We start from the raw sequence: 13,427 nt of genomic DNA, 5'->3' as shown, positions 1-13,427 counted from the left end.
TATTTTAACTTTTTATTAAGATTTGTCAAATAATTTCATCTCTCCCAATAAAATTGTAAATTTGCAATATGCTAAACAACGATACAATTTGTGCATTGGCAACAGCCAATGGAATGGGCGCTATAGCGGTTATTCGTATTTCTGGACCAGAAGCAATTTCTAAAGTTGCTCAGATTTATCAATCAAAATTTAATGCTACTAAATCTTTGAATGAAGCTTCTTCTCATACTATACATTTGGGTTATGTGATGGACGGCGATACCATTGTTGATGAAGCGCTATTTTCTATTTTCAAAAATCCGCATTCTTATACAGGTGAAGATGTTGTCGAAATTTCGACACATGGCTCAATTTATATCCAACAAAAAGTATTAGAACTATTAAATAAAATTGGCATTCGTAATGCCAATCCAGGAGAATATACATTCCGCGCTTTTTGGAACGGCAAAATGGATTTAACACAAGCAGAAGCTGTGGCCGATTTGATTGCTTCGGACTCGAAAGCATCACACGAAATTGCCATCAAACAAATGCGTGGTGGTTTCTCGAATCAAATCAAAGATTTGAGAGAACAGATGATCAACTTTGCTGCTTTGATGGAATTGGAGTTGGATTTTTCTGAAGAAGACGTCGAATTTGCAGATCGATCGCAATTTTATAATTTATTAAACCAATTACAATCGATTCTTAAACGTTTAGCTGATTCTTTTGCATTTGGAAATGTGATTAAAAATGGAGTTCCTGTTGCTATTGTCGGAGCACCCAATGCAGGTAAATCTACTTTGTTGAATGCTTTATTAAACGAAGAACGTGCCATTGTTTCGGACATTGAAGGAACAACACGAGATACAATCGAGGAAACTATTTATATTGACGGTGTTGGATTTCGTTTCATTGATACCGCAGGGATTCGTGAAGCTGGTGACAGTATCGAACGTATTGGAATAGAAAAAACATTTGAAAAAATTGACAATGCAACAATTATCATTTATTTGTATGACGCGAATATTACAGCAGATAACCAAATTGCCAATCAATTAGATGATTTGCAACGACGTGGTAAAATTTTGTTTAATGTAGCGAATAAAATAGATGTAAACAATAACGAATCATCCATTTCTGATGCTATCAAACAGGAGTTTAAAGATGTTGTACATTTAGAAATTTCGGCAAAAGACCACTACAATATCGAGGCTTTAAAAGAAAATTTGATCCATCAAATCAAATTAAAAGGAAGCAATCAAGATGACACGATTGTAACCAATTCGCGTCACTTAGAAGCACTGCAAAATACACTTTCACAAATCGGAAAAATAAAACAAGGTATGGACATGGGACTTCCTGGCGATTTATTAGCCATGGATATTCGTGAAGCCTTAACTTATTTAGGTCATATTACAGGAGAAATAGATGTTGACCAAGATATTCTTGGGACGATATTTGGCAAGTTTTGCATTGGCAAATAATACTTATTAGAAATTATATAATATAGAAAAAGGTTTTCAATTTTTAATTGAGAACCTTTTTCATTTTTTGGTTTTACGATTTCATCTTAAAAGCAATCAAAAATTCGTCAAATGTAAGGAAGTCACTTTTTTCTTTTCCGATTAACTGCTTGGCTCTATTGAGTAAGCGTAGACTTTGCCTATACCCCTTTCCCGTAATAATTGATACATCTTTTGGATAAATCACCATTCTTTGTAATTCGTTATTTTTCATTTCTGTAATAATTAGTATTACCTCAATGAAACTTAAATGAATGTTGTTAAAATTTACATTAATAAATTAAGATTACCAAATCTTATTTCTAATCATACACTTAATCTTCGTCGAAGGGGTTGTTTTTCTTATGCAATAAATATGATGTTCCATAACTGCAAATTGCACCAACTATTCCCATACAAATCGTATAAACAAGTTGTTCCCATTGAATGGTCGCTACCAAACTTGTCACAGTTCCTCCTATTGTCCCAACAATTAGCGATGTATTACTATTATTCATCATCATTACTATAGTTTTTGTCGTTTACTGTTAATTGACTCACTGCTGATAAAACACCACCAGCAACTGTTAGGTAACCACCTATTGTTATAATTGTTGTTGGTAATGCAATAGGTGCAGCTATTAATACACCTCCAATTGCAGCTAAGGTTAATCCAACATTTCGTATTCGTTGGAACAATTTAGGTGTAGGTGCTGTAAAACGATTAAGAATTGTCATATTCTTTATTTTTAATCTTTACATTTACTTTTTGATTACGATCAAGTTTATCATTTACTAAAGCTTTAAGTTTTGTAAATGCTTTTCTTGATAACTCTCCTCTCCCTTCACCTGTTAATTTTGTTACAGGAGCAATACATCCCTTCAATTCTGTTTTTGCATTATTGGCAGGATGAATTAAGATCAATGAACGATTGGGTACATTTGCAATCAGAAAATGTTGACCAAATTTTGGTGAGCTTCTCTTTTGGATTGCATAATATCCTTCTGGAATACATGAATTGCGTGGTTCGTTCTCTTTCCATGGTAACTCTATAGTATAACAAATAAACTTATCGTTAAGGAATAAGCTACCATTTGTACCATTTGGATAATACGTTCGTTCTACTACAATTGTCGTCATGGTAAATTGATTTCGATTAAATGTGCCGCATTAAAACTTCCATTTTTCAATGGATATAAAACGGTATTCACCTCTTGATAGAATTCGATTCCAATTGCTAAAGCGATTGTATGCTCTGAATTTGGAGAAAGATTGTTCAACAATTCTACATCATTCACTTCAACCTCATCATAAGGATAATAATCTGTATACGATGTTTTTGTAATGTATTCGTTTTTCTCAAAATCTATCTCTGTAGAAGCTGCTACAAAACGATAATTGGTTGCTCCTTGTGGTGCTATTATCACATCTAAGGGTTTGTATGCTTCTAATGTAAATTTTGTTTCACCAGAAATACGCTCTATTTCTACTTGTACCGGAATTAAGACTGTTTTTAACCATGATGCCCCTGCATTAAAATCAAATCCTTTCATCAATAATTGATTTCCTTTGTGTACATTTCTTTGTCCACGAGCATTTGTAGTATCTTCTTTTAGGATACCATGCATTACTTTTGTGAGACGACTGGATAATCTGCTGTCTTTTGCATTTTTTATGATCGCATTGAATGCGTTTCGTAATGTTTTTCCAGCAGTACCTGCATTCTTAAATTCTTGCATATTTTCTCTGGTACGCTGAAAACGCGGATCACTCATTATGGTATTACGGTCTATAGAACTTTTTTCTCTCACCATATAACCATCTTTTGATTTGTAGAAGTTTAAATCTCCGATTGAACCTCTAAGTTTTAAAAAGCCTTTTTGCTTTGCCATTTTTTTAAATTTTAAATTAAACATTGATCTCCATTGCGCAATGGTTTTGTAAAGTTGCAACAGCAATATGTTTAAAGCAATAGCTAAGTCTTTTTTAGCACCTGTATGTCAATAAATTACATTAATAAACCATTATATACTCTCGTTATTTTTTTGTTTTTGAATTTTTATAAAATCTAAAGGTCGTAAACCTGTTTCACTGTAAAATACATTTGAAAATTGTCTTGGATTCATATAACCTACTATTTCTCCTAATGCCCCTACACTATAATTAAGGTATTGTGGTTGTTCTTGTAATAAATCAGTAATAAATTTTATTCTCAACCGATTGATGTAAGAAGGAAAATTAATTCCTTTGTACTGATTGACACATTTTGATAAATAAGTGGTGTTTGTTGAAAATGATTTTGCCAAACTTACTACTGTTATATTAGGGTTTAAAAATTCTCTGTCCCGCTCAAATTCTTCAAATTTTAATAGTAAACTTTCAAATGCTTCTTTATTCAAATCCTCTTCATCTTTAATCGATATTCTCCGTTCTGTGTAACTTGATTGAGCAGATTCTTCAATAAACAGATTGTACTTTTCGATTAAATGTTTATTTTTATTTCTAGTTTTTACAATTCCTACGATCAATACTATTATTCCAGTAAAACACGCTGCCAATACGTAATATAATTTTTGAGACTTATTCAATATTTTTTCCTTTAATTTGAGCAATTGCACTGTGTCATATTCTTTGTATACAACTTGACTCATTTCTGCATCTAGCTTATAATTTAACTCATCCATTTTTAATAATTGATTGATTACATATAGTTGTCTGTTCGTATCAGAAGCTACCAATGTTTCCTCTAAAATGTTTTCGTATATCGGTCTATATTTAATTTCTAAGAAGTTGTATTCATTGAAAATACTATCTATTTTGTTAAAATATATTATTTTATGTTGTTGATTATTCAATTTATCAAATGCCTTTGCTTTGTAGTAATAAATTTTGGTTAGTGTATTAAAATCATTCGTTTTTATTAAAATATCTTCTTTAGTTGATAATAATTGAATAGACGTCACAAATTGATCATTTAAAAACTCATCAATTGCTTTATTTATCGTAAAGTATCTATGGAAAAATTCGTTATTTTCAAGTTTGCTTTTATTTAATCCTAATTGATTCAATTCTTTCGCTTTTGCTTTGTTACCAACTTCTTGATGGAGAGATGCTAATTGATATATTGTATTTAATAAATAGGCTTGGTAATCTTTGTTCTCTGGTTTTGATTTAAAAAAGGTTTTACATTTAAGTAACAATTCTTCTGCTTGGTTATATTGATGTAATTTTATTTTTATCATCGCCATGTTAAACGTTACTTTATGTAATAAATACTGGTCTTTTGAATATTTTAACTCCTGATCAGCATTTAAGTAATTTTGCAACGCGTCTCTATAATATTTTGCTTTGTAATAGGCTAATCCTTTTGATAATAAAGCTGATGCAACTAATTCTTTGTTTTTTAATTTTCGTGCAATAATTATTGCACTATCTGCATATTCTAATTGAATATTTAATTCCTTTGAAAAAAAGATTCCTTCTTTATAGGCGTAAAACAAATTTAGCTTATCCTTTTCTTTTTTAGCATTTCTTATATACGCTTGCACATATAGCATCGCATTTGGATGATTTTTTTCTTGTATTAATGCATCCAATCTTTCGATTAAATAAGTATTATCTTTTGAGGATAAAGAATCAATTTGATGACCCTTTGATATAAATGGTAGTAGTAAGAGTATGCATGTGTAAATTACAACTCTTTTCATGATATAGATCTATTGATTACTACTAAAATACTTTATTTTAAATATTAAATCGTTTATTAAGTACTTAATCGTTTAAAAGTGTATAATTTATAAATTATACATTCTTTTTATAAAATATACCTGTTGTAATCTTTATTGTTCTATGAATTTCTTTAGTTTTGAGTGTCTTTGAGTATATAAGTCTAATCGATTACTTCAAAGAAACTTAAATGATGAATAAAAAAGAGAAGTAAAACTTCTCTTTTTTATTACCTCAACTTTATTGCCACTCTACTGCCACTATGTTGCCTTCATCTTGCCTTTATCTTGCCTTCATCTTGCCTTCATCTTGCCTTCATCTTGCCTTGATGTTGGGAGTATGTGGTAATGTGGTAATGCGGTAATGTGGTAATGTGGTAATGTGGTAATGTGGTAATGTGGTAATGTGGTAATGTGGTAATGTGGTAATGTGGTAATGTGGTAATGTGGTAATGTGGTAATGTGGTAAGCAAAATTAAAATTTTGAAGTAAGGTTTGTTTGTTTTTTCTTATTAATTTCTTCGTTCTCTTTCGTGATGGATTTTGTGATTCTGGGGTTGTCGAAGAATCTCTTCTTTTTTCATTTTTTATTCATGAACTATATTATTTTATGAATATTGAATTCATATGCTCTTCGGGGAAATGAGCAAAAAAGTAATCAAAAAAGTCAAGGCTGTAAACCTCTCTACTAAAAATGATCTCATTTCACTAAAGATTTTAAAAACCCTACGGGCTAAAACCTTTTTAACGCTACATTCAAACATTTTTTAACGTGAGAGTTTTAATGCCAGTTCTTTATTCTTTTTCTAAATTCAAATTCACTTTTAACAATGGATTTTGTCATTCGTTATTTATCGTCTAAGTCTTCGATACAACGTTTTGTAAACGCCACTCTGACTGACGATAATAAGAAGCTGAAATGAATTCAGCTTGACGATTTATTTAGATTCATTCTGGGTTTGTCGAAGAATCTTATTTTCATTTTTATTCATGTTTTTGTTAATTCTATTTTAAATGAATTCATGTACCCTTTGGGGAAGTCTTGACACAAAAACATTTGAAATTAAAAATTTGAGATTAAGAGGAGAAGCTCCAGTGGAGCTTAGGTATTCCTTTTCATTAATGTCACTTTTTACTTGACTAAAAAGTAACCAAAAAGTCAAGGCCGTAAACCTCTCTACTAAAAATGATTTCACTCCACTAAACTTTTTACAAACCCTACGGGCTAAAAACTTTTTAACGTTACATTCAACCATTTTCTTAACGTGAGAGTTTTAATGCCAGTTCTTTATTCTTTTTCAATATTCAGATTCACTTTTAATACGGGCACTGAGGCACTCGAAGTGCAGAATCGCATTCAATATGTCATTTTATGAAATCTTCTTTTCATTTTTTATTCATAGCTTATGTATTTTTATTGTCGGTATTCATATGCCCTTCGGGTAAGAGCATCCAAAAAAACATTTGAGATTAAGAGGAGGAGTCACGGTGTGGCTCAGGTAATACTTATTTCTTACTTTCATTTTTTTATTCATTACTTATCTATTTTTATTGTCGGTATTCATATGCCCTTCGGGGAAGTCTTGACACAAAAACATTTGAAATTAAAAATTTGAGATTAAGAGGAGAAGCTCCAGTGGAGCTTAGGTAAAATTGTTACAAGTTGATTAATAATTATATGTTCATTTTTATTCATGAGTTATTATTGTTTTTAAATGAATTCAGCTTGACGATTTATTTAGATTCATTCTGGGTTTGTCGAAGAATCTTATTTTCATTTTTGTCTTGACACAAAAACGAAACAAAAAAGTCAAGGCTGTAAACCTCTCTACTAAAAATGTTCTCATTCCACTAAAGATTTTAAAAACCCTACGGGCTAAAACCTTTTTAACGTTGCATTCAAACATTTTCTTAACGTGAGAGTTTTAATGCCGGTTTCTCCATCCTTTTTCAATACTCAGATTCACTTTTAACAATGGTTTTTGTCATTCATTATTATCGTCTAAGTCTTCGATACAACGTTTTGCAAACGTCACTCAGACTGACGATATTAGAAACTGAAATGAATTCAGGTTGACATTTTTTCGGTTTTCTTAAAAACTTGAAGTGTATGAATTTATAAATTAGACATGCATTTTATGTTTTTGACGCATTGACATACCTCCTATTTATTACGCTAAACCTAATTTCGATACAAACTTTAAAAATAATAAACTATGAAATCTATTTATTTAATCGTACTTGGGTGTTTTGTATTCAATAGCTGTATAGAAGATGAAAATATTCTTATTGAAACCCCGATTCGTTCAGAACGTATTACTATTACTTCTTCTAAAGATAGTATTAAGGATAGCATTCCTTTTAAAAACGACCCACCTCGTGATAAAGATCCCTATACGAGAACTATTGATGAAGATGAAAACTGATATTAGATGTTAGATGTTAAAAAGCTATTTTTTATAAATTAAAACTTCTAAAAGATGAGAAAAATTGCACCGTTTGTACAAACACTCATCTGCTACCTATTTATTATTTTGTTTATTTACGCAGCAGTCAGTAAGCTTATCGATTTTGAAACCTTTCAAACACAGTTGGGACAATCGCCCTTATTAGCCAGTTATGCGATTCCTATTTCGTATGGAGTTATAACAATAGAACTGGTAACAGCGGTTCTTTTGATGTTTGATCGATTCCGAACAATTACTTTACTAATTTCACTTTTATTGATGGTTATGTTCACTACTTATATAGTCATTATTCTACATTTCACAGCATTTACACCATGTTCTTGCGGTGGAGTTTTAGAAAAAATGGGATGGACAGAACATTTGATTTTTAATCTCGTATTTGTTGGATTAGCTCTAATTGCCATTAGGATAACAAAATCCTCTCAAACATGGAAAGGCTATATAATTGAACAAACTACTCTTACAATAATCGGAATTGTTAGTGTAACCATTATATACGGTTTATCTGAAAAAAAATCTCAATATAATAATGCTTTTACACGTAAATACATTCCGCATTTTGCAGAAAAACTAACTACACTCAATCTAGAGTCCACAGGATATTATATAGCAGGTATTGATAGTTGCTATGCTTATTTAGCTCATCCTAATGCACCTTTATTTCTTAGAACTTATGATTATAATACACAAAATGTGACTAATAATCGGATCAAAATAAAAAATGAGCTACTCCCTTATAAACGAATAATAACATACGTTAACTCCCCTTATTTCTACTTAGGGGATGGAACAGTAGGAATTATAGAAAAAGGAATATTATATGATTACACGACTTCTCTTGAAACTATTGATAATGCTTATTACAATCAATATGTTCCTGGAAAAGATGATCATTTTGGTCTTTCTGTAACAAGTCAAAAAACTAAACAAACAGCACTCGCTTTATTGTATAAAACAGTAGATGGATTTCAACTAAAAATAAACGATACAACTCTAAAAAGCCAACAAAATGGAGCATTTGATTTGGATGGATTACTCATTTGGAATGAACAACATCAGATTTTTTTATATGTCTATTATTATAAAAATGAAATTATCATCCTTGATTCTATGATGAATGAAAAAAATGTTATGAAAAGCATCGATTCTTTAAATGAACCAGAACTTGATGTTGCTTTTTATAAAAAAGACCAAAACTATCGATTAGGTCCAAAGACAATTCGAGTGAATGAAACGATAGCTACCTATGGTGATTATCTCTACATCCACAGCAAACGACTGGGAAATTTTGAAGAAGAACACCAAAGTGCAAGCATCATAGATGTATATGATCTTGTAAACAACCATTATCTCCACAGTTTTTACCTCTATCATAAACATAAACAACAACTTAGGGATTTTAAAATATACCAAAACTCTGTTTTTGCTGTAATTGATAATGAAATTTATCGCTATCAATTGAAAAAATAAATCGTTGCGCAGCGCAGGGGAAGACTGAAAACCTGTATAATAGAGTAAGTCACCACATTAAAATTATATAAAATGAAAACAAATTTTCTAAGAAAAACGCTACCTATCGGGGTAGGAATGATGGCTGTTGCTTTTGCATTTGCCACTGAAGGTAAATCTTCTTACAAATCTACAGAGTATGCAACTGCATATATTTACAATGATTTAGAAGAATGTGAACAGGTAGATGCCACTTGTAATAACATAGGAACTGTAAGTTGTACAATTGGTTCTAAAGAAGTATTTGAATTTAAAAATGGTACTCAATGTAGTCAAAACTTGATGCATTGGCAACCATAATTTAAAGGAAAGGAGCGTAATAGCTCCTTTCTCTTATTTTAAATATGTATTAAACCAACTTAAGATTGAATTATATAACATTTCTTGATTCTCTTTACGAGTTAAATAATGACCATCGTTATTAAATAAAATCAATTTACCTTCTTTATTTAATTTTTTCATTGCCATATACATATATATGCTTTGATACCAATTTATATTATAATCAGATTTACCAGCCCACAACAATAAAGGCGTTTTCATGTTTTCCACCTGATAGAAAGGTGAGTTTCTTATGTAGTTATTTTTATCCGTATAATAACTATCTTTCATTCGAAACTGCTGACTTTCTAACCTCCATGCTTGCTCTCTAAACCAACCTTCCCATTGTACATCATGCGACCAAGAAACCAAATCCATCACGCCAGAACCCGCTACAATTGCCTTAAACAAATTGGAATGTGTTGCTATAAATGCCGCTTCATAACCACCAAACGAATGCCCTATTAGTCCTAATCTATTCTTATCAATATAAGATCGACTTACTAGTTCTTCTACACTATTTTCTATATTCACGACAATTGATTCACCTAAATTCCCTATTTGATATTCTAAATTGGGTAAAAAAACAAAATACCCATCCAATATATAATTAAGAATGTTAAAACCGTCCTCCGTATGTTTTGTTGGACTTGCAAACTGATTTACTTTATACGTCATATTCTCGTATATATAGTAAATAACAGGATATTGTTTGGTAGGATTAAAATTAGTTGGGTAAAGTAAAATCCCTTTCGATTTGTTTCCTTTTATGTTCTTGTATTCTATACTTTCACTTTTACCTAAATCTAACTTTGCCAAATTGGGATTACTTTGATATACTATCTTTCTTTTTTTCGTAGCCAAATCTACACGCTCTATAACAGGAGATACGTTATACCTAAACTTCTTAAAAAAACACGTTTGCTTATTAATACATACAGCATTTTCAATCGTATTGGATTCTAAGACAATTGGTATAATTTTACCTTTTTCAAAAAAAGCAAAACCATTTTGCTCATCTTTAGTCGATAGATCTAACATCAACTTTTGATTGATATCAATGTGAGAGGTATTTTTTCGTTCTTTTTTATTAAATCTATAACTTATATCCCCTTTACTAGCTGTTAACCTTTTAGCAGTACCATTTTTTATATTGTATATCCAAATATCAAACTCATCATACACAAATACTTCATTTTCATATATAGACCACCCTTCTACTCCATATGGTGTTGGATGTTTATAATACATATCGTTTGTTTTATATAAAGAATAATTTGATGGTATGGTAATTTTAATGTGCTCATCATTTTCTGTATCATACCCCCACCAGTTTTTATCTTTAAAATACATGATATATTTTCCACTCGGTGAAAATGAAAGATAGTCGTAAGAAAAATAATGTGCAGGAACAATTAATTTCTCTTCTCCTTTTTCATAATTTTTTAGGTATAAATCGGCAACTGTATATTGTTCTGTAGAAGGTTCATTTTCTAAAAAGTCATACGCTAATGCATAACTATAGTTAGGTTTAATGATAACAGCATTCAATTTATTTGAAGTAATGATAGAAAATTCATTCGTTTTTGTATCCCATCTTATGCTCTGTTTATTCAAAACATATTCTTCAGCAACAGCTTTTCTAGGTGCGATTAAAGCATCTTGGGTATCCCAAATACTGTAATTATCATTTTTACTCTTTACGATATCTACATTAAAAAAGACTATTCCATTACGATCACTAGTAGTATCAAAACCATTTATTTTACGAACTACCTCATCAGAAAATAATGTTTTACAAGCCAAAGATTTTACCTCCTTATTTTGGGTATTAATCGTGTAAAGTATCCCTCCGTCGACCGTGTCTTCTAATAGAAGTATACTTTTTTGATCGCTTTGCCACCCTAATATCTTCACTTCATTTTTTGGAGTTATAAAGAGAGACTGCTGATTTTCTGAACCCGATTCCCATTTTTTTAATGTTTTAGTGTTAGAATCCATATTTGATGTTAGAAAAATTAACTCATCTTTGGCAGGATGCCACTGGTAGTTTTCAACATCGTGTATCGTATATGACTTGTTACTTTTCAAATCAAGTAACTGTAAATCTTTTTTCTCTTTTTCGCCCTTTCTTAGGTATGAAATTATCGTTTGATTATGATTTGTAAAATATCTTTTATGTAATACCTCAACTTGCAAGATTATTTTTAGTGTTTTTAAATCAATTAGATGCAAATTTGATTTATCATCAACAAAAGATAGTATATCATTATTTTTCAAAAATTTCAAAAGAATGATTGGCCCCAATTCTTTTCGAAAACCAGATTCTGTCTGTACAAGTATAACATTATTTTTATCTTGCATATCATTTACAACAACCCACTTTCCGTCGCTACTTACGTCTGTAAATAAAGTATGTTTAGTCCAATTCGAAGTTTTTTGATTCTCTTGCGCGTTTGCAAAGTATCCCGAACAGACAAACAGCATAACTAGTATTGAATTGACATATTTAATAGCCATCGTTTTGAGGATTTAGATTAGGATTAATCAATAATTCGCTTTCTGGAATTGGTAAAATTAAATCTCTTGGTTTCCAATTTGATTTTATAGGTTTTAGGGTTTCCTCGGCTATTTTCCAACGTTTCAAATCAAACCATCTATTTCCATGTTCTGTAAACAATTCTAGTTTTCTTTGAAGTATAAGTTCTTTTTTAATCTCATTTGGATTAGAAGAATTAAACGGATTTAACCCTGCTTTCTCTCGAATGATATTAATTTCTTTCACTGCCATGCCAATTCGTTTGTATGCAAATAAGCTTCTGCTCTCATCAAGACTATTTCTGACAAACCAAATACAATAGAAAACTCTTTGCTTGAACCTGTATTTGCATTTTCTTTATATTTATACGGTATATACCAAGATTGTGTATTTGTTGTATTGCTTACTTTCTTTGTCCAAAATGTAAACCTTTTATCCTGTGTATGTATCAAACTGATTTATAAAATCTTGTCGTAAAGCTACCCGAGTTGGAGGTCCGGTATTAATAATAAAATATGATCCTTCTAACGTATTTTCACCATTTATTGTCGATGAAAATTGAAATATTGTAGACTTGCTTTCTTTTTTATATTGATTTTCTATTGGTTGTTGAAATGAAAAGTTCTGATTTTGAACAATTCCTTGCGTTTCACTCACTACTTTGTCCCATTTTTCTTGGTATAAATACACCTTACTTAATAGGGTTGATACTGCATATATAGTTGCTCTGTTATTCGCATTAGACGCCACATTATTTACCAATAAACCTTTTGCTTGGAGCAAATCTTTTTCGATATTATCGTAAACAATCTTTATTTCATCACGGTAAACATATCGATTGATCTGATAATTGGGTGTAGTGATATAGGGTATTTTACCATATACATTCATTAAATTAAAGTGCGTAAATGCTCTTATAAACAACACTTCTGCTATCAATTTATTTTTTAACTCAAGGGATAAATTTGTTGAATTATTTAATGCCTCTATAGCTAAATTTGTTTCATAAATAATTCTATAATTATTTGCCCATATAGACGTTACCAGTGTATTAGAAGGCAATAATTGATGGGTATAAAACATTGAAAGGTTATTGCTCGTAGAACCATAAAAATCAAGTTCATCTGCATACAAACTAAATAATACGCTTGATCCATTTGTACTTCCCGACAACAAACCATCATTTTTCATGTCTTTGTAAATACTCGCAATTGCTGCATTAGCAGTTTGCTCGTTATTGTAAACCTTTTCAATTTTTATTTCTCCCTTAGGATCATCAGTTTCAATCCAATCATTACAAGCAGCCAATGTAAATATGGCAACTAATAGGATGAATCTATTTATCACATATATTGTTCTATTATTTTTCATGGTTTCAAT

Annotated in this window: 14 protein-coding genes; 4 read left to right on the top strand and 10 right to left on the bottom strand. The window is 30.6% G+C overall.

The window, feature by feature from the left end:
• The first annotated feature begins 68 nt into the window (after positions 1-68).
• On the top strand, positions 69-1,466 hold the full coding sequence (gene mnmE / locus NZD85_RS01245) for a tRNA uridine-5-carboxymethylaminomethyl(34) synthesis GTPase MnmE (protein ID WP_171622152.1): 1,398 nt from the start codon (positions 69-71) through the stop codon (positions 1,464-1,466).
• 73 nt (positions 1,467-1,539) lie between these two features.
• On the opposite strand, the gene NZD85_RS01240 is transcribed toward mnmE, so the two are convergent.
• The 6 genes from NZD85_RS01240 to NZD85_RS01215 form a co-directional block, all read right to left on the bottom strand.
• Positions 1,540-1,719: a hypothetical protein gene (locus NZD85_RS01240; protein ID WP_225539210.1), complete on the bottom strand. Its 180-nt coding sequence runs from the start codon at positions 1,717-1,719 to the stop codon at positions 1,540-1,542.
• A gap of 100 nt (positions 1,720-1,819) precedes the next feature.
• Positions 1,820-2,008 (bottom strand): hypothetical protein, encoded by a 189-nt coding sequence (locus tag NZD85_RS01235; protein WP_225539211.1) that lies wholly within the window; start codon positions 2,006-2,008, stop codon positions 1,820-1,822.
• The gene (locus tag NZD85_RS01230; protein ID WP_225542522.1) at positions 1,995-2,222 is read right to left on the bottom strand and encodes a hypothetical protein; all 228 of its coding nucleotides are present in this window, start codon (positions 2,220-2,222) and stop codon (positions 1,995-1,997) included. The genes NZD85_RS01235 and NZD85_RS01230 overlap by 14 nt, the downstream gene beginning before the upstream one ends.
• Positions 2,209-2,625 carry a DUF5675 family protein gene (locus NZD85_RS01225; RefSeq protein WP_260542883.1) on the bottom strand — a complete coding sequence of 139 codons (417 nt, stop codon included), beginning with the start codon at positions 2,623-2,625 and terminating at the stop codon, positions 2,209-2,211. Before NZD85_RS01225 ends, NZD85_RS01230 begins: the two co-directional genes overlap by 14 nt.
• Positions 2,622-3,377 carry a hypothetical protein gene (locus NZD85_RS01220; protein WP_260542881.1) on the bottom strand — a complete coding sequence of 252 codons (756 nt, stop codon included), beginning with the start codon at positions 3,375-3,377 and terminating at the stop codon, positions 2,622-2,624. The genes NZD85_RS01225 and NZD85_RS01220 overlap by 4 nt, the downstream gene beginning before the upstream one ends.
• A 132-nt stretch (positions 3,378-3,509) precedes the next feature.
• Positions 3,510-5,192: a helix-turn-helix domain-containing protein gene (locus tag NZD85_RS01215; protein WP_260542879.1), complete on the bottom strand. Its 1,683-nt coding sequence runs from the start codon at positions 5,190-5,192 to the stop codon at positions 3,510-3,512.
• A gap of 2,234 nt (positions 5,193-7,426) precedes the next feature.
• On the opposite strand from NZD85_RS01215, the gene NZD85_RS01210 reads away from it, so the two are divergent.
• From NZD85_RS01210 to NZD85_RS01200, 3 genes are all read left to right on the top strand, one after another.
• Entirely contained in the window at positions 7,427-7,636 is a 210-nt protein-coding gene (locus NZD85_RS01210) for a hypothetical protein (RefSeq protein ID WP_225542526.1), read from the top strand.
• Between the two features lie 54 nt (positions 7,637-7,690).
• Entirely contained in the window at positions 7,691-9,148 is a 1,458-nt protein-coding gene (locus tag NZD85_RS01205; RefSeq protein WP_260542877.1) for a MauE/DoxX family redox-associated membrane protein, read from the top strand.
• Between the two features lie 72 nt (positions 9,149-9,220).
• A complete protein-coding gene (locus NZD85_RS01200; protein ID WP_260542875.1) occupies positions 9,221-9,487 on the top strand; it encodes a DUF6520 family protein in 267 nt (88 codons plus the stop codon).
• A 33-nt stretch (positions 9,488-9,520) separates the two neighbouring features.
• Here the strand turns inward: NZD85_RS01200 and NZD85_RS01195 are convergent, their stop codons facing one another.
• Genes NZD85_RS01195 through NZD85_RS01180 form a run of 4 tightly spaced genes read right to left on the bottom strand, consistent with a single transcriptional unit; the run spans position 9,521 to position 13,418 of the window.
• Complete coding sequence (locus NZD85_RS01195) at positions 9,521-12,028, bottom strand: S9 family peptidase (RefSeq protein ID WP_260542873.1); 2,508 nt, start codon at positions 12,026-12,028, stop codon at positions 9,521-9,523.
• On the bottom strand, positions 12,018-12,299 hold the full coding sequence (locus NZD85_RS01190; protein ID WP_260542872.1) for a RagB/SusD family nutrient uptake outer membrane protein: 282 nt from the start codon (positions 12,297-12,299) through the stop codon (positions 12,018-12,020). The genes NZD85_RS01195 and NZD85_RS01190 overlap by 11 nt, the downstream gene beginning before the upstream one ends.
• Complete coding sequence (locus tag NZD85_RS01185; RefSeq protein WP_260542871.1) at positions 12,290-12,499, bottom strand: hypothetical protein; 210 nt, start codon at positions 12,497-12,499, stop codon at positions 12,290-12,292. The genes NZD85_RS01190 and NZD85_RS01185 overlap by 10 nt, the downstream gene beginning before the upstream one ends.
• Entirely contained in the window at positions 12,480-13,418 is a 939-nt protein-coding gene (locus NZD85_RS01180) for a RagB/SusD family nutrient uptake outer membrane protein (RefSeq protein WP_260542870.1), read from the bottom strand. Before NZD85_RS01180 ends, NZD85_RS01185 begins: the two co-directional genes overlap by 20 nt.
• Positions 13,419-13,427 lie beyond the last annotated feature (9 nt).

Source organism: Empedobacter stercoris (assembly GCF_025244765.1).
Classification (GTDB): domain Bacteria; phylum Bacteroidota; class Bacteroidia; order Flavobacteriales; family Weeksellaceae; genus Empedobacter; species Empedobacter stercoris.
Note: the sequence above shows the minus strand (reverse complement) of the source record. Positions and strands in the feature narration are given on the sequence as shown.